Origin of the sequence: Acetobacter sp. DsW_059 (genome assembly GCF_002153695.1) — a bacterium.
GTDB classification, from domain to species: Bacteria; Pseudomonadota; Alphaproteobacteria; order Acetobacterales; family Acetobacteraceae; genus Acetobacter; species Acetobacter thailandicus.
The window spans coordinates 32,653-56,642 of sequence record NZ_JOPI01000019.1 but is presented as its reverse complement, the minus strand read 5'-3'; the positions used below and the strand labels follow the sequence as shown (position 1 = coordinate 56,642).

Below are 23,990 nucleotides of genomic sequence, written 5' to 3'. Positions count from 1 at the left end.
GTGATGTCAGGGCGGTCAGTCTCTTCGCGACAAAAAAACGGGTTTACTCCCGTTAAAAGGCAGGTGCTGCTTTATCTGTTTTTTCTGGCTCCGTTCGTGTTTGACCTTACAGCCGGTGTTATGGGCAATCTGGGGCCTGACCCTGCACATTACTGCCTGCATGATTTTGGTCGTTATGCGATACGTTTTTTACTGCTCTCCCTCGCAATTACGCCGCTAAAGCGCTTTGCAGGGGTTGATCTTATGCTCTGGCGCCGGCCGCTGGGCCTGCTGGCGTTTACTTATGCTGCGCTACATATTTTCTTTTATGTGGTTGTGATCAGACATGTTGATACGCATGTTTTGTGGCGTGATGTCACAACACGCCCTTTTCTGATTTTTGGTTTGCTGACTTTTTTAATTTTGTTGCCCCTGGCGCTGACGTCAACCCGTAAAACAATAAAGGCACTGGGGCGCTGGTGGCGGCCTTTGCATCGTCTGGTGTATGGTGCGGCTATCCTGGCCAGTATCCATTATATGATCGCGTTTAAAACGTGGCATGTGCAGCCTTTTGTGTATGCTGCTCTGGTTTGTATTTTCCTGTCTTTTCGTCTGATCAGGAAAGGTCGCACCCCGCGCCGTGCCTGAATGTAAGAAAATAACAGCCTGTGATACAACAAATATGACGACAAAAGAGATGAGCGGCAGGCTTGCATTTGCAGGTGAGGGGGTCCATGCTGCTCACTGCAGATGATATGTTTCTTTTGATTAGACATCCTGACAGAAAGTATTACGATGCGAATGAAATTTTTGCTTGCTGGTCTTGCTGGTTTTGCTCTGATGACACCGGTAGTCCATGCCGATACACTGCATAACGACTGGGAAAATTATAAAGCCGGGCGCGCTCTTAAACGCCTCTCCGGCGAGGGACAGAAAACTCTTACTGATGTTTTCCAGATTCAGGCTCTGCTGAACCAGGGAAAAACCAGCGAAGCTCTTCCTCTTCTGGCTGATGCTCAGAAAAACCTGCAGGCTGCGGGTCTGTCAGAGAAAAAATTTCTTGCAGATGAAAAACAGCTGACGGCCGCTTCAGGTCATGTGGCTGCACCTGCACATAAAAGCACGACCGGCACAGTAACCTGGATCCCCGTTGGTGGTCAGTTTGTTGTTGATGATACGCTGGTGCCTGAAAAACAGCAGGCTGTTAAATCAGCTAACGATAAGCTGAAAGCTGGTCAGACGGATCAGGCAGCACAGGTATTTCAGGTGGTCGGTCAGGACAGTGACCTGATGATTGCTCTGGCACCTCTGAACGATACTCTTGCCAGTCTGCACCGCGCTGAAGTTTTCGCTGAAGCGAAACAGAGCAAGGAAGCTCTGGATGCGATTTCAGATATCCTGAATGGCATTATTTTCATTTCTGATAATGTATTTATTACGGCAGCACCTCCTCCTCCGGGAGCAGCTGCGCCTGCTGCAGCTGCACCGGTGAAAAAGTAAGTTTTTATGCTTTCCCCGCTGTTATAAAGCGGGGAAAGTAGTTTTTAGTGTTGGTTACGCGATTTTTCTCAGAAGAGCTGCAGAGCTCTGGTCAACATTGATAAATGTGACCGTTTTTCCTTTGCCTCGCAGGCGGGCTGCAATTTTCTCCACTGTATCCGCCGCACTTATATCCCATATTCTTGCCTGACTTAAGTCGAGCACAATTGTGCTTTCCGGTGCCTGAAAATCTATGGCATCGTTAAGAATGTCAGTTGAAGCAAAGAAGATTTGTCCCGCAACATAGTATGTTATGGTCTGTGCATCGGCACTGGTTTGGCTGGTGACATGTAAAAGCTTCATTACCTGAAATGAGAAAAACAAACCATTCAGCAACACGCCACAGGCAACGCCGGCTGCAAGGTCGTGCGTGAGAATAACAACACCCACAGTAACCAGCATAACAGTTGAGGAGAGGCGGGGGTGACGTATAAGCTCGTTAAGAGATGACCATGAAAACGTGCTGACAGAAACCATGATCATAATGGCAACCAGTGCAGCCACGGGCACTTTTGCAACGAAATCGTGAAAAACTACCAGCAGAAGAAGCAGAAAAGCACCAGCCGTAAAGGTTGAAAGTCTGCCTTTGCCACCATAGCGCAGGTTGCCAACAGTCTGACCAATCATACCGCAGCCAGCCATGCCGCCAAAAAGGCCTGCGAGAATATTTGAAATCCCAAGCCCGGTGCATTCCATTCGTTTATTGCTGTGAGTGTCTGTCATTTCGTCAACAACAGTGGCGGTCAGCAAAGATTCAAGAATACCCACCATGGCCATTGCCACAGAATATGGCAGCACTATTTCTAAAGTTTCTAACGACCAGGGCACAGCAGGCAGAGTAAAGGCAGGCAGACCTTTTGGTAAGGCACCCAGGTCTGCAACGACATGAACCGGCATCGGCCAGACCATTGTTACTGTTGTGAGTGCCAGGATGCAGATAAGAGGGGATGGGATGGCAGTTGTTATTCTTGGCAGAAGATAAACGATCGCCAGCCCCAGCGCGATCAGACCATAGGTCTGCCAGCTGACATGGATCATTTGTGGCAGCTGGGCTGAAAAAATCAGAATAGCCAGCGCGTTGACAAATCCTTTCTCAACATCGCGCGAAACAAAACGCATCATGCTCTGTAGTTTTAGCGCGCCAAAAAGAATTTGAATAAGGCCAGCCAGGGCGGTGGCAAGCAGCAGATACTGAAAGCCGTGGCTGTGCACCAGGCCGGCTGCGACCAGAGCAACTGAACCTGCCGCGCCCGAAATCATACCGGGCCGGCCGCCTGTTATGGCAATGGCAATGCTGATGACAAAGGAGGCAAAAAGGCCGACCTCAGGGGCAACACCTGCAGCGTAGGAGAAAGCGATAACTTCAGGAATAAGAGCGAAGGTTCCCACCATGCCGGCAAGAATGTTTTTGACAGGACTGTCTGTCCATTCCCGGATGTACTGGTTAACGGTCACACAAAACCTTTCTGTCTCAAAGACGATACTGTTCTGTTTATTAAAAAAGGGTGAGCGAACAGTTTATCGTGACAGAGCCAGGAATGTAAGAGCTGAATACCCTCAGCATGTTAGCCTGTGGTGTGTGAGGGTATAGCGCGGCTCAGAACTCAGCGCGGATGGAGCCAAAGAACTGGCGCGGAGCACCAAGCAGAATGGACTGATTGTTAAAAGCGCTGTTGTTTGAGTTATCCATCGTGAAACCGTTTTGCCCCATTGTTGAGGCATATTTCGTGCCTGACAGGTTATAGATGTTAAAAGAGAACACGATCTTATGCACATTAAGCGCACGTTTTGAGCTAAGGCCTATGTCATGAAGGGTATAAGACAGACCAAGATCGCTCATCCAGTAGGGAGCCATTTTGAAGTCACCAACATAGTCAAAGCTGCGGCGGCTGTAATATTGCGCATCAACATAGGCTTCAATGTTGTGATACTCGTAAGAGAGGCGCGATTTATACATAAATTTAGGGTAGGCAACGACCTGATGGTTTTTTGTATTATAGGTTTTGCCACCGCTTGAAATGTTCTGATCATAGACTGAATGATTGTAGCTTACGCTGTTAAACAGTGCCAGGCGTGGAGCCAGCATAACTGTAATGCCGGCATCAACACCATTCATGGTGACACCGCCTACGTTCTGCACTGTGGCCGTTGTGTTTGAGAGCAGGGCACCACTGCCTGTGTTTGAAAGAATTTGTTGCAGGCGGTTGTTAAAGTTTGTCCGGTAAAGATACAGACTGGCCTGAACAATTTTGTCGGTATAGCGATAGCCCGCGGCAAAGGTCCATGCAGTTTCGGGACGCAGAGAGTCCTTTGTCGCGTTATAGGCTGCCTGTGAGACGGCCATTGGCGCGTTGCTGGAGTTATAGCCTGACTGAGAATAGGCATGGGCATTTTTAGAAATATCAAAGAAAATCTGGTGTTTTCTCAGGAAAATCCAGTCAGCACTGATATGTGGCAGAAAAGCATAAGCTGTTGTCAGGCTCTGGCTGCTGGTGAGAGTGGGGTACATCAGGCTCCAGTTTTGTGCATCGCCAACCCGTGTGACATTTTGCATAGATTTAAAGCCAAAATGCAGAGCAAGTGACGGTACAGGGTGCCAGGTGTCCTGCACAAAGGCCGTGAATGTATTGGTATTATACTGCTGACCCCAGAGGGTACGTCTGGGTACGCCTTTAAAGCTGCCAAACGGGTTCAGGGGAGAGCCCTCACCAGGCAAAGGCTGCTGATATGCATAGGCAAAGCTTGAGTAATGGTTGTTTTCATACCATACGCCAGCTGAAATGGCATGATGTCCTATAGAATAATTAAATGATGAAAGAATGCCATAACGCTCGATATAGGGTTTGCGCACCTGTTCAAAAATACGCCCGCCATTAAGGCGTACTTTATCGTCTTCAACCGGGCAGGGGCTGGCTGTGGGGTTTGAGCAGGCATAAGGGTTGGCATAGGTGCCGTGCCCGGTTTCCTCATGGCCATAAAATGTGGTTTTCCAGCGTAGTTTATTTGTCAGCAGCAGGTCAGCTGTTACCCCGCCAAAGTAATCCCCTGATGTCGCTGTGCTGTCATAATAAGAGGCATCTTTCGGGTCGTTAATATTTTTATATGATGCCGGAAATTTTCCTTCCGAAGCGTTATAGGCATTCTGCCAGGCGTTAGGCAGCCCATAAAAATTATCAATATAATAGCCGTTATTCTTCAGCCAGTTGGGCGTATAATCCTGGTAGTTGACCATTTGTAGCTGGTCCCAGTCAAAAAAGGCTGACACCTGGCTTTGCCTGCCAATGGGTTGTACCAGCTTGGCGTTGACCTGTTGCATAAACTGGTCACCGCCGCCTTTCCATTTATCTGTCTGGTTACGCATATAAGAGGCATAAAATTTTGTGCCGCTGTCGTTCAGTCTGCCAGAATCAAAACGGAAAAAAGAGTGGTATAGCGCATTACTGCCAAAGGTCTGGTTAATCTGCCCACCCATTTTGTCCCGCGGTGATGAGGAGACATAGTTGATCGTGCCCCCCAGATTGTTGGTGCTGGCGGATGATTCAGCTCCGGCGCTCTGGGTGACATCAAGGCGTTCAACATTTTCAGATGAAATGGCCTGGATAGGGTTCAGACCATTATAGTTACGAAAAGTAGGTTCACCCAGCGGCATACCATCAAGGGTCATACCAATAGCCGTTTGCTGGAAGCCATGCATGTAGAGCTGGTTAGAGTAAGTGTCGAGACCTTGCGGATCGTCAGACTGAAACTGCACACCGGGCATTTGCGCCAGAGTTTTAAGGGGGTTGGTGCCGGGTACCTGCTGCTCAAGAATCTGGTGTCTGAGCGTTATTTGTGAAGAGCGCAGAATATGGCGGCCGCTTACAGCCAGTTCTTCAGACTGAGCGACCGGGGCGGCTCCCTTTTTTTTCTTTTTGGGTGCTGCGGTATGAGCGGGGTGAGATGTGTTGCCTGTATGTAAGGTCGCAGCATGTGTCTCGGCCAGGAAAAATATGCCGCATACCGGCAGCCATCTGACTGAGGAGAAAATTTTCATGCGAAAACCTTTGGGTAAAACATAAGGGCGAATTCCACTGCGGTTAGCATAAGACGCCCTGAATTTTTAGATATAAACATGATCATCGTAAGTTTGATTAATAAATAAATAAGGCAGTGAAACATAAATATCACACAAAATAAAACGTATATTAAAAATAAACGAATTAATTTCGTTGTTTTTTATGTGATTTCTGTAATATGCTACAAAAATCGTGGAAACATTCTGTGTGCTCATAATGTGCAGCGTGAAGGATGAGTATGATGGCGTTAGCAGTTTATCAGAATAACTTTACAGGCAAGGCAGCTCAGAAATGGCAGGTCAAACGCCTGTCATCTCATATTGGTGCTGTCGTTAAGGGCGTGGAGCTGCATAAGCCGCTCTCTGTCTCTGATATCGCCTCTCTTCGTGGTCTTTTGCTTCAGCATCAGGTGCTGTTTTTTCGTGATCAGGAAATTACACCGCGCCAGCATCGTGACCTTGGTCTGGCATTTGGCTCGCTGCACCGGCATCCTGTTTATCCTACGGTGCCTGATGTGCCTGAGGCCATTGTGCTTGATACTGCTCAGAATGACCTGAAAGATAATGCCTTGTGGCATACAGACGTCACATTTTCTGAGACACCGCCTATGGGGGCCATCCTGGTCGCCCGCCACCTGCCTGAAATAGGCGGAGATACGCTATGGGCCAGTGGCACAGCCGCCTATGATGCTTTGTCAGAGCCTATGAAAGTCCATCTGGACAATCTGACCGCATTGCACGATTTTACACGGTCCTTTCCTTTGTCACGTTTTGGACGAACGGAGGAGGAACGTCGTCGCTGGGCTGAAATTCGCAACAGCCATTTGCCTGTTGAACATCCGGTTATTCGTGTGCATCCTGAAACCGGACAAAAAGCCATTTTTGTTAATGAGGGTTTCACGACAGAAATCTGTGATGTTGATGCTGAGGAAAGTGCAGCATTACTGGCGTTTTTATTTCGTCATATGGCGCGTCCTGAATTTCATATGCGCTGGTCCTGGCGTGCGGGTGATGTCGCATTCTGGGATAACCGCATCACACAACATTATGCGACGGATGATTACCGGCCCAGTCGCCGTATTATGCATCGCATTACCATTCTGGGAGACAAGCCTTTTGGTCCGGCAGATAAACCCGTTTTGTGACAGTGACTGTCGTGCGTAAAAGCCCGGTTTCTTCAGATGTAACACAGAAGAAACTGGCTGACTGGCACGTTTCTATGATCTCTGTTGGCGGCATTATTGGCGCTGGTCTTTTTATTGGTACTTCTGCGACAATCTCTGCCGCCGGGCCTTCTGTGCTTGCCTCTTATCTGCTGGCTGGTGCGCTTGTCTGGGTTGTGATGATTTTGCTCGGGCGTCTGGCCCGTTATCACAAAGGGCAGGGGTCGTTTATTTCACATATTTCGGGTGTTCTTGGGCAACGAAGCGGGTTTGTTGCCGGCTGGAGCTATGCTTTTCTGTGGGTCGTAACCGGAGGGGCGCAGGCTGTTGCCGGGGGGCTGATCCTCAATGACCTGTTTGCTATCCCGGCTTTTGCCGGGTCTGCTGCTCTGATTGTTCTCGCACTTTTACTTAATACCATGCCTGTGCGGGCCTATGGGAAAAGTGAGGTAATTTTGTCAGTGCTCAAATTACTGAGTCTGACATTATTTGTCGGCCTTGGCGTTTACTGGTTTGCAAAAACACCTGATTCCGTAAATCTGGTTCACGCAAATCTTATGGGGCATGGCGGTTTTTTTCCTTTTGGCCTGTGGGCTGTCCCGGTTGTTGTGCCAATGATCGTGCAGACTTTTACCGGTTGTGAAATAGCTTTTGTTGCCTCTGCTGAAAGTGATGAGCCTGAGAAGAATATCCGGCGTACAGTTCTGCGTGTTCCGTTTCTGGTTTTACTGTTCTATCTGGGGTCAGTACTGGTTATTTTGTGTCTCAGACCCTGGACTGACGTACATTCGGGCCATTCGCCATTTTTGCTGGTGATGGATTATCTGGCATTCCCGTTCGCTGGTTCTGCGGTCATTATCATGACGCTTGTGGCGGTGATCTCCTGCCTTAATTCATCGAAATACGTTGTGTCACGCGTGTTGCGCGAGCTCTCAGACCTGGGCTGTGCCCCGGCAAGGCTGGCTTATTCCTCACGTTATGGGGTGCCATTACGGGCCGTTGCCCTGAGTACAGTGTTTGAAGTGCTGATAGTGTTGTCCGCTGTCTGGTCTCCTTCACATGTCTATGCGATTCTGCTTGGGGCTTCAGGTACATTAATTTTGTTCGTTTATTTTATGGTGTCTTTGTCCTGTCTGCGGCTCTCACGTGCTCAGGCACTAAGGGCGACAGGCTTGCTGGCCAGTATTTCAGCTCTGCTGATGGGTTTTTTGTTCCTCGTCATCCCGCTTTTTCCTGAAAGCAGACTTGATGGCCTTATAGCCTTTGTATTTATCGCTCTTGCAACTGGTGTCAGTTTCAGAGTGCTGCGCTCTTCTGATGGTGATTGCGCCGGATAGGAGGAGTGTTCTATTGGGGGAGTATGGCTATGATACGCAGTGACACCCCCTTTCTTGTCTGGATACTGGCCGGTGAAGCCAGTGGAGATGTGCTTGGCGCCCGTCTGATGTCTGCCCTGCGGGCTTATGCGCCGGCTGTACGTTTTGTCGGAATAGGTGGCACACGCATGGAGGAGGAGGGGCTTCAAAGTCTTTTCCCTATGCGTGACCTGGCAGTGATGGGCCTGGTTGAAATTCTGCCGCGTGTTCGTGCCCTTTCTGCTCGTCTTGATCAGGCTGTTGAAGATGTTGCGCGCCAGAAACCCGATCTCGTTATTACTATCGACAGTCCTGGTTTTGCGCTGCGTCTGTTAAGGCGTATTGCAGGGCAGGCCTGTTTGCGTGTGCATTATGTTGCTCCGCAGGTATGGGCCTGGCGACAAAAGCGGGTGAAAAAATTCCCAGGTTTGTGGGATGAACTTCTGTGCCTTCTGCCTTTCGAGGAGGATTTTTTCAGGCAGCATGGCTTAGTGGCTCGTTTTGTCGGCCACCCGGTTATTCAGTCTTCTGCCTGTCAGGGAGATGCTGAGCGTTTTCGTCGGAAATACCGGCTTTCAGAGAGTGCCCGCGTACTGGTGCTGATGCCCGGCAGCCGTCGCTCTGAAGTGCCCCGCCTGTTGCCAGTGCTGGGTAAAATGCTGACCCTTTTACAGCGTATGATGCCAGATGTTGTGCCGGTTATTCCGGTTTCTCCTGTCGTGGCTGCTACAGTCCTGCATCAAACAGCACAATGGCCGGTAAAGCCGGTTATTGTAACGGATATTGAAGATAAGCATGATGCCTTTGCAGCTGCCGGCGCCGCTTTAACAAAATCAGGTACATCAACACTTGAGCTGGCAATGGCAGGCGTGCCAATGGCAGTTACTTATCGGGTTAACCCGCTTACGGCTATGATGGCGCGCAGGCTTATTCGTGTGCCTTATGTGGCTATGGTTAACCTGCTCGCTAAGCGGGAAATTGTGCCTGAGCTGTTACAGGAGAAATGTAACCCGCACACTCTGGCTCGCGCTGTACAGCGTCTTTTTGATAAGCCCGAAGTTGCTCTGAGGCAAAAAGCAGCTTTTAAAGAGGTTATCAATAGCCTGAAAGGGCCGGAGGGGCGCCTGCCGGCTGACGCCGCCGCCCAGGAGGTGCTGACTCTGCTGGTCAGGCGCGGTAAAATTATACCGCGCTGAATGTCAGGATAAAGCGTTAGTTTTAATGTTTATGTGGTCTGGCATAGAGCTGACCGGGGTCGATTTCAGGCTTGCTGATTTCTTTCAGGCCATCCTCTGTGAACGAGCGGTAAAAGCAGCTTTTACGGCCTGTGTGGCACGCAACACCAGTCTGGTCGACAAGCAGCAGAACAGCATCGCCATCGCAGTCAAGGCGCGCTTCAATCAGTTGCTGGGTCTGGCCTGAAGTTTCGCCTTTACGCCAGAGATTCTGGCGGCTGCGTGAATAGTAACATACGCGGCCGGTTTGCAGAGTTTCTTCAAGAGCCTCGTGATTCATCCAGGCGAGCATCAGAATTTCGCCGGTGTCGTGTTGCTGTGCAATGGCGGCAATAAGGCCATTACTATCAAATTTAACATTATCAAGCATCAGGCTGAGAGTCTGTGCGTCAGGTGCTTTGCGGGTCATGGTTGTGAGTTTTCCGAAGAAGAGAGGGCGTCAATAGCGGGTTTAAGCCATTCCGTCGGGCGGGGTGTCAGCGTGATACCATCGCAGGTGAGGGGGCGTTCAAGAGCTGAAACTTTAAGAAGAGCCAGGCCGATATGATCCTGTGATGAGCGCATGGTACCAACTTCTGCCTCACCTGCAAAAACAGGCGTGCCAGGTGCAGGCAGGGGATGCGTTGCGGCAACAGGCACCAGGCGACGTTTGAGCAATGTGCGGTAATGCATGCGGGCGGTTACTTCCTGGCCCATATAGCAGCCTTTGGTCCAGGACAAAGCACCCAGCAGGTCCATATTGGCTTCAGCTGCAAGGGTGCGCCCCTGTTCGCAGTCCTGCACGCCATCTGGCAGGCCGAGTGCCAGGCGGTGCAGGTTATAATCGCTTTCTGTTGCTGTTTCAGCTGTTTCAGGCGGGGTATCAATCAGCCGCCATCCGGCCTCAGCTCTGCGTGGATCAGCGAATACAACAGCATTTTCGGCAATGTCTGCGGCGGGCCTGCTGCCCCATGCGGCACAGACTGTCAGGCCTGTCAGCTCAAGCTGTACATCCGAGCGGAGTTTAAAGCGTGAAAGCTGCTTTTTAAGGTCTTCAGCCTGTGTTGCAGCGCAGTCGAGTAACAGGCATGTGTCGTCCGGGTCCTGAATAACAAAAAAATCAGCCTGCCAGCGGCCCTGCGGGGTGAGAATAGCTGACCATAAAGCCGGCGTTTCGGGGGAGAGTGTTGTGAGGTCGGCTGTTATCAGTCCCTGCAAAAGCTTAATGCGGTCAGGGCCTGAGACTTTAATAACCGTCCGGCCTGTTAGCCGTACGAGGTGTGAGGGTGTAGCGGATGACATACTGCTCTCTCCCTGATGGATATGTTGTGTTAACTTAGGCACTTAGTGTTTCAAAAACATCACCCTGGGAGGGCAGGGCACGTATGTGGGTGCGGTGCCACAGGGCGTAAAAAAGCAGGGTCCATGCTGCGGGGGCTGCTTTTCGGCCTGAAGCTTCTTTAAACAAAGCACGCACACGGTCAGGATGTGCAATGGCCTGAATGCTGTCCTGCCTGGCAACGAGGTCACCGAGCCTTTGTCCCTGTTGTGCAATCCAGTGGCCGACAGGAACTGTAAAGCCCTGTTTGGGAGCAAAAGGGCGGGCTGCCGGGCAGTGCTGTTCAAGCCAGCGGCGCAGCAGCCATTTTCCTTTGTTTTTATTTACACGCAGTGTGTCAGGCAGTCGCCAGGCGCAGGCAGCAATAACCGGGTCGAGGAAGGGAGTTCGTCCTTCAAGACCATGAGCCATCAGGCAGCGGTCAAGCTTCAGCAGCAGGTCGTTAGGCAGCCATTCAGCAACATCAACGCTCTGCACAGCTGAAAGAGGAGATGGTGGTGCAGGTATCATGCCTTCGGTCAGGCTGATTCCATCGCGCCAGCCTGCAGGAGATGCACGTAAGACATCAAGTCCGTCAAACATACCTTTGCGCCACATCGGGCGTTTGCCTCTCCACCATGGGCGCGTGGCTGAACGATAACGCCCGTAGCCACAAAACAGTTCATCGCCACCTTCCCCGGAGAGGACAACGCGTACCTCTTCAGCTGCTTTGCGGGCCAGAAACCAGGTGGGAATAATAGCGTAATCAGCCGCGGGGTCATCCATGCAGGCAACTATGGCTGGCAGGTGCTGCCATACCATGGCTTCTGTGATGCTGACTGTTTCATGTTCTGCCTGTGCTGCCTGTGCCAGTTCACGGGCGATGTCAGATTCATCAGCGGCAGTGCTGCCAGAGAAGGTTGCTGTCCATGTAAGTAATTTTTCTGAAGTATTCAGGCGCCTCATACCAGTTAACAGGCTGGCACTATCAATGCCGCCGGAAAGGAACAGGCCAAAAGGTACATCTGAACGCTCATGAGCAGCAATGCTATCCATCAGGGCCTGGTCGAGCGCTGCCAGTGCTTCTGTTTCAGACGTGAAGGGCGTCAGGGAAGAGGCCCTGGGCAGAGCAGGCTGCGTTTGTCGTTTAATGATGCGCCCGCTTTGAATGTGCAGTGTCTCGCCGGGCATAACCCGCTGAATACGCTCGAATAATGTATTTCGCCCGGTTGTGAACTGAAGCTGCAGTAGTTCGTGGAGAGCGTCTGTGCGTTCAGCCCGTGCGACAAACCCTGCCTGTAATAACACTTCAGGTTCTGAGGCAAAGGCAACGCCAAACTCACCTTCTGTGATGTAAAGGGGTTTAATACCAAACGGATCGCGCGAGAGTAACAGCAGGTCGCGTGAACTGTCATAGAGCGCAATGGCGTACATGCCCCTCAGGCAGGCAGTATAATCAGCGCCGGTCTGTTCCCACATGACCAGGGGCGATTCGCAGTCACTGCCGGTTTTAAACCGATCTTTGCCAAAAGCCTGACGGATATGCAGGTCATTATAGATTTCGCCGTTGGCAACCAGTGTGCCGGTGCCGGTGGTCAGAGGCTGGTCGCCGCCTTTGAGGTCAATAATCGACAGGCGGGTATGAATAAGGTCAATGCGTGGCATACGGGCAAAATGGGTGCCGTCTGGCCCGCGATGGTGCAGGGCAGCAGCCATAGCATTGAGGGTGCCCTGCGCAACCGGAGTTGCGTCAGGTTTATAGGCAATGCCGGCGATACCACACATCAGGCTTTTTCCGCTGTGCTCAGAAAATCAGACCAGGCAGACAGAACAGGCCCGGTGGAGAAAATGTTATCGTAATCCGCACGTCCGGCAAGAGCTACCCGCTCTGCGAGGATTTTGTCCTCCACCGCGCGGGCGATCTGCTCAGCCAGGGCACGGTCGTCCTCCACCGGGGCGAGCAGCCCGTTTTCGCCGTGACGTATCAGTTCTGACGGTCCCTGTGATGCCGCGGCCACAACAGGCCTGGCAGCTGAAAAGCCTTCGATAACGACATTGCCTAAAGGTTCATGGCGTGACGGGCAGACCAGAACAGAGCTGGCCCTGATCAGTCCGCCAGGCTGAGTGGCCCAGCCGGGCATAAGCAGGCGGTCTGCAACGCCTTCTTTACGGGCCAGATCTTCAAGAGCCTGGCGCTCGGGGCCTTCACCACAGATAACACCATGAATATGCGGCAGGTGCCGCATAGCTCTGATGAGTACATCAAAGGCTTTGTTCGTATGTAATCTGCCAAGAGCCAGAAAAAACGGAACATTATCAGGCAGGCCTGCCGGGCGTGTTGCAGGGACGTTCGTCAGATCGTCTGCAAAATTAGGAAGGTAGTGTACACGATCTGCCGGCCAGCCCTGTTCTTTCATCCATGTGACGAGACCATGTGTGTTGCCGATCAGGTGATCGCAGGATTTATAGTAAGAAAGATTATAAAAACCTCCCAGGCGGCCGGCAAGAATCCAGTCTCCGACAGGCGTTAATCTTGCTGCACGGTTCATCCAGGCAACAGTCACACGCGGTTTAAAGGCTGTCAGATGTCTGCGTAGTTGCGGGCGTGTGTTAAAGTCGGTCAGCCCGCCAAAACCCAGCTGCACCGGTGGCAGATTGCCGGCCGTCATGCGCGCTGCCCGTGCTTCATCGCGCCTGATAACGGGCAGAACCGAAAGCCCCGCCTGCGCCTGCGCGACAGACAGCCGTTCGAAAAATAACTCTGCGCCGCCAGAGACTGCCCCCGCCATGACGTGTGCAACGCGGAGAGAAGAGGCCGGGGGACCGTTATTTGCTGTGGGAGAGGTCATAAGGGCAAAGAGTCCATCATGGTCAGAGCAGCTTCGGTTACAGTGCTTACGCAAAGGCCGGTAATAGGAGCATGCCCTTCAGGGCCATCAGCGACAACCCAGGCGGTATGCTGGCCCGAAGGGGCATATTCAGAAACGCGGGACGGGCCAAATAACCCCAGTGTCGGCGTTCCGGCTGCTGCGGAAAGATGCATCAGCCCCGAATCATTGCCGATATACAGCCTGCAGCGCATGAGGATAGCGGCAGTTTGTGAAAGAGAAAATTTTCCGCCAGCGTCAATGACACCAGGGAGTGTATCCAGCAGAGGCTGTGCAAGTGCCTGTTCCTGTGGGCCGGGGCCATACAAAACAACAGGCCGGGCCTGCGGGTAGCGTTCTGAGAGTGCCTTCCACAAAGGGAGGTAGTTTTCAGCCGGCCAGATTTTTCCACTCCAGTTTGCTGTCGGGCCGAGTGCAATTAATGGCGTGTGAGCAGGCAGAAAAGTATTTACGTAATGCCTGTCTGCTTCGCTGGTCCAGATAACAGGTGAGGGGGGGGACGAAAGGCGGAGCACCTGCGCCAGATGTTCGGTGCGCAGGCCTGGGCGCCGTCCTCCGCGCATAATGTAACGCTTGCCTGAGCGAAGTAAAAAAGTAACAGCTGACCCCCGCAGGTCTACCGTTATGTCCCATTTATGACCCGCACAGGCTTTCCATAAATCAAACCAGTGCAGGTCATAACGGCGTTTTGTCATGATATGGAGGTGCTGCAGGCGCGGCATGTGCTCAAACAGTCCGGCTGCCACAGGTCCGCAGGCTACCGTAAACTGTGCATCTGGCCAGATAGTCAGAAGGTGAGAAAGCAGGCCGGTAGAAAGTACGGCATCACCCAGTCGCGTTGCTGTGATAAAAAGAATACGCATATAGCTGTGCTTATACGCAGGTCAGCACTTTTCCAAGCCAGGATTATAAACAGAACAGACTGTTGTAAGAGAAGGCTGAGCAATCTGTGATTTTTAATGTATGTTTAACATCACAGAGGCGGGTATCGCCCTGAGGAATGAAGAAAGAACAAAGAGTTATGAAGACGAATCTGTGGCTGTTTTCAGTGACTGCAGCCTGTGCTTTATCTGTTATGCCGGCAGCCCAGGCCGCAGAGTGGACAGCTCCTGCCTCATGTGGTGCAGAGCCGGCTATGCCTGCGCTCGATGTGTCTACAGTTGCCAGGTATAATGCCAGTGTAGATAAGGCGACAGAATATCAGAAGGCGGCAAAAATCTATCACAGCTGTGTTGTTAAAGCCGCCAGTAAAGAGGAAAATGCGATCAGCAATGAGGCACGTGAGCGTATTACTCATGTGCATGAGGGCAGCCAGCTTGTGCAAAAGCGTATTGCCGGACATTTTGCTCAGATATCCACCGTCCTGAAAGCTGGTAGTAAAAAATTCAGCAGCAATTAAATTTTTATCATGTTACATGAGTGAAGTAGCACTTTCTTTTCAATCAGAAGCTGCTGTGTCAGTAATACACAGTAGCTGAGAGTGTTTTTGCTCTGACATCTTGTATGTCGTGCAGATGTAGGGCAGAAACGTGAACCGCTCAACTCATGGTATATCAGCATAACGGGATCAGGCTTAAAACGTGGCACAGGATGTTTTCAGAGAAGTAGAGGACGACTTAAAAGCTGAACGTGTGCGTAAGATAGCGCGCCGTTATGCCGGCGCTGGTATAGTCGTTGCGGTTTTTGCCGTTGCCGCAGGCGTTGCATGGTCCTGGCGTGTGTCAGGTAAAAACGCTGATTTGCTCTTAAAAACTGGTATTTACCTTTCCGCTCTGAGGCAGACTGATCATATTTCTCCGTCTTCAGCCGGTCCGGTTGCTCTGCCAGAGACAGCGCAGGCAGGTCTGATTAGTTTGCGTAAGCTTGCGACGACAAGTCCGGAAGGGATAAAAACCCTTGCCCGCCTGCAGGAAGGTGGGGTTCAGGCAGCTCAGGGAGACATAAAAGCTGCTTTGACGACCTGGGATCTTGTACAGAATGACGAGCGGGCAGACCCGCTTTTGCGTAGCCTGGCCAGCCTGCTGTGGTGTCAGCGCCAGGTGGATGACGGGGATCCGGCTATGCTGCGCTCTCGTCTTTCTCTTTTGTCAGGTAAAGATAAGCCGTGGTCTGCTCTTGCCAGTGAATCGCTTGCTATCCTTGACCTGAGAGAGGGGAAAGTAGACGCGGCGCGAAAAAAATTTGCGGCTCTGGCAGAAGATCAGGCTATACCATCAGGTGTCAGGAGCCGGGCTCAGGCAATGCTTGAGGTAATTGAGGCTCCGGCAGGGTGAGGGATTTTATGCGTAAAAAAGACACCGCTCGTCGGTCCAGAGGTCAGATAAACCGGAGGTCGTTGCTGACAGCTGCGACCTCTTTGCCGTTTCTGGCCGGATGCAGCATGTTTGAAGATAACGAGAAGCCTATTCTGGTCGGGCACAGAACCGATGTTTTATCTTCAGGTGTAAAGCTTGCTGTTGACCGGGAAGATCATAACCCGATTTCTTTGCCGCCCGCTGTTACGGTGCACGACTGGCAGATGGTCGGGCGTCAGCCTTCACATGTCAGTGATAATTATGTGTGGCATGGTCTGAATGAGCGCTGGGCTAAAGATGTCGGTGCCGGTATCTCAGAGCCTGACCTGCTTGCATGGGCTGCTCTTGGTTCGTTTGGACGAGGCATTATTCAGTCCCCGCCTGTGATAAAAGGTGGCCGTCTGTTCTTTATGGATGCCCAGGGCTTTATTCGTGCTTACGCCTGGCCGCGTATGACACATATCTGGACGTTTAATCCTGGTTCACGTTCTAAATCCAGCAACATTGGCGGTGGTCTCGCTGTTGACGGCGATACGGTTTATGCCGTGTGTGGCATCGGCCAGGCTATAGCGATAAATGCTACAACCGGAAAACCACTGTGGCGTGCGGCCCTGTCAGCCCCCGGGCGTTCTGCACCAACCCTGGTTGATGGTCGTTTATTTTGTGGCGCACTTGATGAAACGTTTTACGCACTTGATGCGAAAAACGGCGGGCAGATATGGACCTATGCTGCGTCAGAGGTCGAGACAACGGTCTTCGGTCAGCCAGCCCCGGCTTATGCCAATGGCATTGTTATTGCGGGTTTTGGTGGCGGTGAGCTGATAGCTTTTCGTGCTGAGACCGGTGAGGTTGTCTGGAGTGATATGCTCGGCGACGTGAACAGCCAGGCCAGTACGCTTAACCTCTCCTGTGTCCGAGGGTTGCCCGTTATTGTTGATAGCGTGGTTTATGCTGTCAGCATGGCGCAGGTTCTGGTTGCGGTTGATATTCGTACAGGCCGCAGATTGTGGGAATCCGCTATTGCCAGTCAGAACAGCATCCTTTGTGTTGGTGACTGGCTGTATGTTCTCTCGCTTGATGAGCAGCTGATTTGTATTGACCGTTTGTCAGGGCATGTGCGCTGGATTACGCAGCTGCGGCGTTTTCGTCGTGTTGAAGTTAGTAAAGATATTATCAGCTGGATTGGTCCGGTTATGGCCGGTGGTCAGCTGATTTGTATGAGTACTCTGGTTGAAAATGGTTTTGTCAGAGTTAACCCTGTAAACGGAGCGCTCATAGAAGTAGAGGCATCGAAAGATGTCTCTTATGTGCCTCCGATTGTTGTTGATGAGCAAATGCTGATTATTACAAATGACGGAAAGCTGCGTTCTTATGGCTGATCGTCGTAAACCTATGCGCCCGGTAGCACCCTTACCGACCGCAGATTTACCCGTTGTTGTTATCGCGGGTCGCCCGAATGTTGGTAAATCAACGCTTTTTAATCGTCTGGTAGGGCGCAGGCAGGCTTTGGTTGCTGATACCCCCGGTGTCACGCGTGACCGTAAGGAAGGGCTGGCTGTTATTCGCGGGCGTAAAGTCCGCCTGATTGATACGGCAGGTCTTGAAGAGGCCGCTCCTGAAACGCTGTTCGGGCGTATGCGCACTTCTTCTGAAGAGGCTGTGGCACAGGCTGCGCTGATTTTGTTCTGCATTGACGCCCGTGCAGGGGTTACACCTGCTGACCAGCATTTTGCCCGCTGGGTGCGTCGTCAGAACCTGCCCGTTTTGCTGGTAGCTAACAAAGCTGAGGGGCGTTCCGGCGCGGCTTCAGTTATGGAATCGTATGCTCTGGGGCTTGGCGAACCTGTTCCTGTTTCAGCAGAGCATGGTGAAGGTCTCTCTGACCTGATGTTCGAAATTGTTGATCATCTGCCTGAAGAGCCACCAGAAGAAGAACCGGAGTTCGAGCCGGAAATTATTCCTGAGGTTCAGCCGGAAGAGGGTGAGGAATACGTTCTGCCAGAACGGCCTCCCGGTCCTGTGCGTATTGCTATTGTTGGCCGTCCCAATGCAGGTAAATCGACACTGATGAACTGCCTGCTTGGCGAAGAGCGGATGATTACCGGACCTGAGCCAGGCCTGACTCGTGACTCTATTTCGGCTCTGCTCCATGATAACGGCGAAGAGTTTGAAATTGTCGATACGGCAGGGTTGCGTCGTAAAGCCCGTATTGATGAATCGCTCGAGAAGATGTCAACATCAGCTTCGATTGAAGCTTTGAAAATGGCAGAGGTTGTTGTTCTGGTTCTCGACGCAACCCTCGGAGTGCACGAGCAGGACCTGCAGATTGCCCGCCTGATTGAACGCGAAGGGCGTGCCTGTGTTCTGGCACTGAACAAGTGGGACGCGGTTGAAGACCGGAATGAGACCCGCAAGGCCATTCTTGACCGTCTGAGCATCTCTCTGACACAGATGCGTGGTATACCTGTTGTGACGTTCTCGGCTTTGACGGGGGCGGGTGTGGGCAGATTGCTGCCTGTCGTACGTGAGACCTGTACGGTATGGAATGCCCGTATCTCAACCGGTGCACTGAATCGCTGGCTTGAGGGGATGCTTGAGCGTCATGCACCACCACTGGTTGATGGTCGTCGTCTTAAGCTGCGTTATATGACGCAGGCAAAGTCTCGCCCGCCTACGTTTATTTTGTTCGGTACCCGTGCTGAACTGCTTCCCGATGACTATAAACGTTATCTGGTTAATGGCCTGCGTGAGACGTTTGATCTGCCAGGTGTGCCAGTGCGTCTTCAGCTGCGTGGGACCAAAAACCCATACGCTGATCAGAAGCGTCGTTAATTTTAAAGCGACGTCTGTCTGGCCGCCTGGTGCGGCCAGAGTTCTGCTCTTAGTGAATAAACCACGAAAGTGGCCAGCAGATCATTAACCCCAGAACAGCAATAAGGCTCTCAATCGCAGTCCAGCTTTTGAGTGTCTGTTTGAGGTTCATCCCCAGATATTCTTTCATCTGCCAGAAACCCGCATCATTCATCAGGCTAAGTCCAACCGAGCCCGCACCGGTGACGATCACCAGCAGCTCAGGCGAGACCGAATGACTTGTCGCCAGTATTGGTCCGACAATGCCCGATGCCGTTGTGGTGGCAACTGTGGCAGAGCCGGTGGCAACGCGGACGAGTAAAGCCAGGAGCCACGCCAGAACAATAAGGGGTACATGCACGTTAAGAGCCATGTCGGTAATAGCGTGTGAAAGCCCGCTGTCGATCAGTTCGCGCCCAAAGCCACCACCTGCGCCAATCAGCAGCATGATGGTCGCAGTCGGAGCAAGGCACTCGTTAGAGAAGCGAAGAATAGTCTCGCGTGAAAAACCGCACACACTGCCCAGAAGCCAGAATGACAGAAGGGTCGCGACCAGCAGGGCGATGTCCATATTCCCAAGGAAATGAAGCAAATCATAAATCCAGGAACCTGGTGACCAGATGAAATCTGCCATGGCTCCGCCCAGCATGAGTGCCACCGGAGCAAGAAGGGTGAAGCTGGAGAGCAGGAAAGAAGGTAGCTTCTTGCTCTCCCGTGCATGAGTAAACTGATCTTCGAGAGGGCTTGGCTCCACATGCCCGAGGCAGGGGACAATCAGGCGGGTATAAACGGGGCCGGCAATAGCTGCGATGGGTGTGCCGATAACGATCCCCCAGAAGAGGGTGCGTGCGGTATTGGCATGGTAGGCTGTGCAGGCAAGCAGCGTTGCAGGATGAGGCGGCACCATCGCATGGGTCACAGATAAAGCTGCAGCCATAGGAAAGGCGAGCCGTGTCAGGGCAATATCATTGCGTCGGCTCAGGATCATAGCCAGCGGAATAAGTAACACAAAGCCGACTTCGAAGAAGACAGGCAGGCCCACAAGCAGGCCTATAACCATCATGGCCCAGCTCAGGCGTTTTTTACCGGCAATGCGCGAGATAGTCAGAGCGATCTGATCAGCACCACCGGTTTCAGCCAGAATTTTACCAAGCATAGTTCCCATTGCAATGACACCGGCAACATGCCCGAGGACATGGCCCATGCCCGCCTCGAATGACGAGATAGCGGCAGGAGCAGGCATGCCTGTTATCATTGCCAGACCGATGGAAACGACAAAGAGTGTAATAAATGGGTTAAGGCGCACCCAGCCGATGAGCACGATCAGAGCAACAATGGCGGATGAGGTGAGGCCGGTAGCGAGTAAAGGTGTCATAGCAGGCATGTTGGATGGGTATATAGCCGCTCTGTCAAGAGTGGAGATCATCAGAGAGAAGAAAGAGCAGTTAAAATAGTTTCCTCTTTTTGGGAAGCAGAAGGTGTGCCCGGTTAAACAGGAGTATTCTAGTCTGGTCTTTCGCCAGGTCGTGAAGAGTGGCACATAGCATAACAGCGTATAGAGAGTGTTAAAACATAAAGAGGTTTGTTCACACTATGGTTGAAACTGTGCAAAGACCTCAGCTGGTGTCATCAGGTGAAGAGAGGCAGGGACTTTATGGGTCGGCGCGTACGCTCGCCGTGCTTGCTGTGTCACTCTCGGTTCTTTTATCCCTTCTTGATTATGCAATTGCCAATGTGGCTTTGCCCAATATTGCAACAGACCTGAAATCGTCAGCTTCATCAGCTATCTGGGTCGTTAATGCTTATCAGCTCTCCAGCCTGGTTTCTCTTCTGCCTCTGGCAGCACTGGGAAGCAGGGTGGGGTTTGCCCGTCTGTGTCAGGTCGGTATTGTCATATTTATGGCCTCGTCCGTGTTGTGTGCTACGGCAACATCATTGCCTGTGCTGGCTGTGTCCCGTGCTGTGCAGGGCATTGGCGGTGCCTGTATCATGAGCGTAAATATTGCTCTCATTCGCTTTATTTACCCCCACGCTGAAATAGGGCGGGGCATTGCGCTGAATGGTGTGGTTGTAGCGGTAGGGGTTGCCCTGGGGCCAACGGCTGCTGCGGCTATTCTGAGCGTAGCGTCATGGCCATGGCTGTTCTGGATTAATCTCCCGCTTGGCATTGCAGCACTTATAATGGCGTTTATTGCTCTGCCTGATGTGCCACGCAGTGGTAAAAACCCTGACCTTACGGGCAGCTTTTTATGTGTTGTCTTTTTTGGCGCCATTGTGATGGGGGGCGACGGTCTGGCGCATCAGGAGAATATTCTTCTCTCCTGCGGTTTGCTTGCTGCTGGTATTCTTGCCGGGGTGCTGCTGGTGATCCATGAAGCTGATGTGCTTCATCCGATTTTTCCGGTTGATCTGTTAAAGAAGCCTGAGTTTACCGTAGCGTTTCTGACAGGTTTTTGTGGTTTTGTGGCCTCTAACTTTTTTATCGTTTCAATGCCTTTTATGCTGCATGACAGGCTTGGCTTTTCCCCATCCGCAACAGGGCTTTTAATTACCCCCTGGCCGATTGGCATTATCTGTGCTGCCCCCTTTATCCGGCGGGTGACAGATACGGTGTCTGCAGGGCTGTTGTCATCCATCGGGCTGAGCATGACTTCATTGGGTTTTTTCTGCCTGTGGATGCTGCCTGAGCACCCTGCTGTGTGGGATATTGTGTGGCGTATATTTATAGCTGGTTACGGTTTTGGTTTTTTTCAGCCGCCCAATAACCGTGCCATGATGGTTGCAGCCCCCGGTGGCCGGGCTGGTGGTGCAAGTGGTATGGTGCAGGTCGCGCGGCAGGCCGGGCAGACATTTGGTGCTATGGGTGTTGCCGCATTTTTTGCGCAGTTTTTAAGCAATGGCACTCATGCCTGTCTGCTTGCTGCGGCCTGTGTCGCGCTTCTGGCCGCAGCATTAAGTGCAAGTCGTCTTTTAACAAAAAGGTAGTCAGATTTCACTTTCGAGGAAGATGCGGCTGACATCACCCATCCAGGCTCCGTAGTAACGCTCAAGCCAGCGTTCAGCCTGTGTGGGTGCCCCGGCGACCAGAGAGGTCAGTGGTGAGAGATAAACCCATTCATCAACGCCGCTTTCTTCATCCACGTTGCCTCTGGCCTGGAGGCCATCCATTGCAATGGCAATCATCTGTGCAGCCAGGTCGCGTACAGTTCCTTCACCCCACGGCGTGTCGAGAGCCTGTGCAGGCACAAGAGCTCTCATCTTCACGTAATCCTCCCATGGGCGCATTTTGACCAGCTCATAGGCTGATTCAAGGGCTGCATCATCATAGAGCAGGCCAACCCACAGGGCAGACTGAGCGAGCATCATTTCCTGTGAACCGGCATCTGCACCACGCATTTCCAGGAACTGTTTAAGACGCACATCAGGGAAAGCTGTTGTCAGGTGGTCTTCAAAGTCACTGAGGGTCGGGGTGACATCCTCCAGACCATCCTGGCGGTCTCCGTTCATCCATGCACGGAAAGAGCGGCCTGACACATCACGCATTTTGCCATCACGCATAATGAAATACATTGGCACGTCAAGCGCCCACTCAACGTAGCTTTCAAAGCTGAAATTGTCTGAAAAGACACAGGCTGGCATGCCGGCACGGGCATTGTCAGTGTCAGTCCATGCTCTCGCACGGTTGGAGAGGAATTTTGTAGCTTTGCCCTCGACAAACGGTGAGTTCGCAAACAGAGCGGTTGCAACCGGCTGTAACGCCATGGCAACCTGCATTTTGCGCACCATGTCCTGCTCAGAGCCAAAATCAAGGTTAACCTGCACAGTGCAGGTGCGCTGCATCATGTCCAGGCCCATTGTTCCGACTTTGGGCATGTAGTTTTTCATGATGTTGTAGCGTGATTTGGGCATCCACGGCAGGTCAGCCCGCGACGCTGTCGGGTGAAAGCCCAGAGGGGAGAAGCCAAGACCCAGCCTGCGCGCCAGCGGGCGTACAGTTTCATAATGTTCACTGAGTTCCTGCGCTGTCTGATGCAGTGTTTCCAGCGGTGCACCAGACAGTTCGAACTGGCCGGCCGGCTCAAGCGATATGGCAGAGCCTCTGGCGGCATTCTGCCCTGTCAGGCCAATAATTTTTCCGGCATCGAGAACAGGTTTCCAGTTGTCAGGTTCACTGGCCTGCACGCCGGTAAGCATATCTTCAATGCCAGCGGGGGTATAAGGCGGGCTGCTGTAAGCTGCTCTGCCTGCCTGCGGGGCAGCATCACCGCTTACAGCTTCAGGGCGAACAAAGCCAAATTTCTCATGCTCTGTACCAATGCGCCAGAGGTCGCGCGGCTTGCAGCCTTTGGCCAGAACTTCAGCCAGCTGTGAAACAGAGCGGGCGGGCACAGTATTATCTTGGTCAACAGGCATAAGGGCTCACTGTTTGTTAGGTAAACTTATGAAAGTGCGCAAACGGGTAAAAAGACTATAGTGACTGATCCTGTGCTGAGCGCAAGAGGGTGCTCATAAGTGTCAGGCCAGATACCACAGCTGTATCAGCTCTTAACACAAGCTTACCAAGAGAGACAGGCGTAACAAAAGTGCGACCAAGCAGCATCTGACATTCTGCATCGCTTAGTCCGCCTTCCGGCCCGATGAGAAGGCCATCACCTGCGCGGGCAGCTGTAAGCTGTAAAGAGGCACCAGGTGCACGATCTTCGGTGCGCTCAATGGCTGCGAACAGATTTTTATCAGAAGGCCACGAGGCAAGGAGAGAGGTCAGCGGGCAGGGTTCAGCAACCAGAGGCAGGTCAAGGCGCTCGCATTGTTCTGCAGCTTCGCGGGCAATAGAATTCAGCCGGTCTGTATTGGCACGGTGGGTGTTGGTGCGTTCGGTAATAACTGGCTGAAAATGCGTTACACCCAGCTCGGTTCCCATACGGATGACCAGATCTGTTGCATCACGTTTAAGCAAGGCAAAAACAAGTGTACGTTCTGGTTGAGTGTGCGGGGGGTGCATTTGCTCTTCGAGCACAAAGCTCCCTTTGTCTTTGTTCAGTGTGCTGATAACGGCGCGCCACTCGCCGGCTTCTGCATTAAAAACCCGCAGGGAATCTCCGCTTTTCTTACGTAAAACCGTACCAAGGTAGCGGGCTTGTGCCGGGTCGAGAAAAAACTGTGCGCCTGCTCCGGCGGGCTGCTGGGGTGAGGGTGTCAGATAGAGGCGGGGGAGGTGAATATAGCTGTTCATGGCTTCCTGAACGGATGCGAAGTGGACACTGAAGGAGGCTTTGTTGAGTATAAGGGCTTCGTGCTCTGGTGATATTTGTGGCATACCTCTTTCATCCTTTAAA

General features: G+C 52.1%; 20 protein-coding genes. 10 read left to right on the top strand and 10 right to left on the bottom strand.

The genetic code is table 11. The annotated features are described in order from the left end of the window. Positions 1–3 precede the first annotated feature (3 nt). Positions 4–627 carry a sulfite oxidase heme-binding subunit YedZ gene (locus tag HK25_RS05390; protein ID WP_086554922.1) on the top strand — a complete coding sequence of 208 codons (624 nt, stop codon included), beginning with the start codon at positions 4–6 and terminating at the stop codon, positions 625–627. Between the two features lie 147 nt (positions 628–774). Beyond that, the gene (locus tag HK25_RS05385; protein ID WP_086635556.1) at positions 775–1,479 is read left to right on the top strand and encodes a YfdX family protein; all 705 of its coding nucleotides are present in this window, start codon (positions 775–777) and stop codon (positions 1,477–1,479) included. A gap of 54 nt (positions 1,480–1,533) precedes the next feature. Here the strand turns inward: HK25_RS05385 and HK25_RS05380 are convergent, their stop codons facing one another. Together HK25_RS05380 and HK25_RS05375 are read right to left on the bottom strand one after the other, a co-directional pair. Continuing rightward, a complete protein-coding gene (locus HK25_RS05380; protein ID WP_086635555.1) occupies positions 1,534–2,973 on the bottom strand; it encodes a SulP family inorganic anion transporter in 1,440 nt (479 codons plus the stop codon). 142 nt (positions 2,974–3,115) lie between these two features. Beyond that, on the bottom strand, positions 3,116–5,551 hold the full coding sequence (locus tag HK25_RS05375; RefSeq protein ID WP_086635554.1) for a TonB-dependent receptor: 2,436 nt from the start codon (positions 5,549–5,551) through the stop codon (positions 3,116–3,118). Between the two features lie 260 nt (positions 5,552–5,811). Here HK25_RS05375 and tauD point away from each other — a divergent pair, with 260 nt between their 5' ends. From tauD to lpxB, 3 genes are read left to right on the top strand one after another with little or no spacing between them, the layout of a single operon-like run. Next, positions 5,812–6,717 (top strand): taurine dioxygenase, encoded by a 906-nt coding sequence (gene tauD, locus HK25_RS05370; RefSeq protein WP_086635553.1) that lies wholly within the window; start codon positions 5,812–5,814, stop codon positions 6,715–6,717. Beyond that, complete coding sequence (locus HK25_RS05365) at positions 6,714–8,072, top strand: amino acid permease (protein WP_233127708.1); 1,359 nt, start codon at positions 6,714–6,716, stop codon at positions 8,070–8,072. Before tauD ends, HK25_RS05365 begins: the two co-directional genes overlap by 4 nt. Positions 8,073–8,101: 29 nt before the next feature. Continuing rightward, complete coding sequence (gene lpxB, locus HK25_RS05360; protein WP_086635577.1) at positions 8,102–9,286, top strand: lipid-A-disaccharide synthase; 1,185 nt, start codon at positions 8,102–8,104, stop codon at positions 9,284–9,286. A 22-nt stretch (positions 9,287–9,308) separates the two neighbouring features. On the opposite strand, the gene hisI is transcribed toward lpxB, so the two are convergent. The 5 genes from hisI to HK25_RS05335 are packed head-to-tail and all read right to left on the bottom strand — an operon-like array spanning position 9,309 to position 14,373. Further along, the gene (gene hisI, locus HK25_RS05355) at positions 9,309–9,734 is read right to left on the bottom strand and encodes a phosphoribosyl-AMP cyclohydrolase (RefSeq protein ID WP_086635552.1); all 426 of its coding nucleotides are present in this window, start codon (positions 9,732–9,734) and stop codon (positions 9,309–9,311) included. After that, a complete protein-coding gene (locus tag HK25_RS05350; RefSeq protein ID WP_086635551.1) occupies positions 9,731–10,606 on the bottom strand; it encodes a folate-binding protein YgfZ in 876 nt (291 codons plus the stop codon). Before HK25_RS05350 ends, hisI begins: the two co-directional genes overlap by 4 nt. 34 nt (positions 10,607–10,640) lie before the next feature. Beyond that, positions 10,641–12,407 carry an asparagine synthase (glutamine-hydrolyzing) gene (gene asnB / locus HK25_RS05345; protein ID WP_086635550.1) on the bottom strand — a complete coding sequence of 589 codons (1,767 nt, stop codon included), beginning with the start codon at positions 12,405–12,407 and terminating at the stop codon, positions 10,641–10,643. Next, positions 12,407–13,471 carry a glycosyltransferase gene (locus HK25_RS05340; RefSeq protein ID WP_233127707.1) on the bottom strand — a complete coding sequence of 355 codons (1,065 nt, stop codon included), beginning with the start codon at positions 13,469–13,471 and terminating at the stop codon, positions 12,407–12,409. The genes asnB and HK25_RS05340 overlap by 1 nt, the downstream gene beginning before the upstream one ends. Next, positions 13,468–14,373: a glycosyltransferase family 9 protein gene (locus tag HK25_RS05335; RefSeq protein ID WP_086635549.1), complete on the bottom strand. Its 906-nt coding sequence runs from the start codon at positions 14,371–14,373 to the stop codon at positions 13,468–13,470. The genes HK25_RS05340 and HK25_RS05335 overlap by 4 nt, the downstream gene beginning before the upstream one ends. 158 nt (positions 14,374–14,531) lie before the next feature. Here HK25_RS05335 and HK25_RS05330 point away from each other — a divergent pair, with 158 nt between their 5' ends. From HK25_RS05330 to der, 4 genes are all read left to right on the top strand, one after another. Then, positions 14,532–14,909 (top strand): hypothetical protein, encoded by a 378-nt coding sequence (locus HK25_RS05330; protein ID WP_086554931.1) that lies wholly within the window; start codon positions 14,532–14,534, stop codon positions 14,907–14,909. A 181-nt stretch (positions 14,910–15,090) separates the two neighbouring features. Beyond that, positions 15,091–15,783, top strand: coding sequence for a hypothetical protein (locus tag HK25_RS05320; protein WP_086554933.1), 693 nt, complete (start codon positions 15,091–15,093; stop codon positions 15,781–15,783). Positions 15,784–15,791: 8 nt separating this feature from the next. Beyond that, positions 15,792–17,183: a PQQ-like beta-propeller repeat protein gene (locus tag HK25_RS05315; RefSeq protein ID WP_086554934.1), complete on the top strand. Its 1,392-nt coding sequence runs from the start codon at positions 15,792–15,794 to the stop codon at positions 17,181–17,183. 13 nt (positions 17,184–17,196) lie between these two features. After that, the gene (gene der, locus HK25_RS05310; protein ID WP_173559515.1) at positions 17,197–18,636 is read left to right on the top strand and encodes a ribosome biogenesis GTPase Der; all 1,440 of its coding nucleotides are present in this window, start codon (positions 17,197–17,199) and stop codon (positions 18,634–18,636) included. 49 nt (positions 18,637–18,685) lie between these two features. Here der and HK25_RS05305 read toward each other — a convergent pair whose 3' ends face one another. Then, positions 18,686–20,029: a gluconate:H+ symporter gene (locus tag HK25_RS05305; protein ID WP_086555038.1), complete on the bottom strand. Its 1,344-nt coding sequence runs from the start codon at positions 20,027–20,029 to the stop codon at positions 18,686–18,688. A gap of 218 nt (positions 20,030–20,247) precedes the next feature. Between HK25_RS05305 and HK25_RS05300 the strand changes: the two genes are divergently transcribed. Next, a complete protein-coding gene (locus HK25_RS05300; RefSeq protein WP_086635547.1) occupies positions 20,248–21,639 on the top strand; it encodes an MFS transporter in 1,392 nt (463 codons plus the stop codon). On the opposite strand, the gene HK25_RS05295 is transcribed toward HK25_RS05300, so the two are convergent. Together HK25_RS05295 and HK25_RS05290 are read right to left on the bottom strand one after the other, a co-directional pair. Beyond that, positions 21,640–23,067, bottom strand: a complete 1,428-nt coding sequence (locus HK25_RS05295) for a glutamate--cysteine ligase (protein ID WP_086635546.1) — start codon at positions 23,065–23,067, stop codon at positions 21,640–21,642. A 55-nt stretch (positions 23,068–23,122) separates the two neighbouring features. Then, the gene (locus tag HK25_RS05290; protein ID WP_086635545.1) at positions 23,123–23,887 is read right to left on the bottom strand and encodes a 16S rRNA (uracil(1498)-N(3))-methyltransferase; all 765 of its coding nucleotides are present in this window, start codon (positions 23,885–23,887) and stop codon (positions 23,123–23,125) included. Positions 23,888–23,990: the final 103 nt, after the last annotated feature.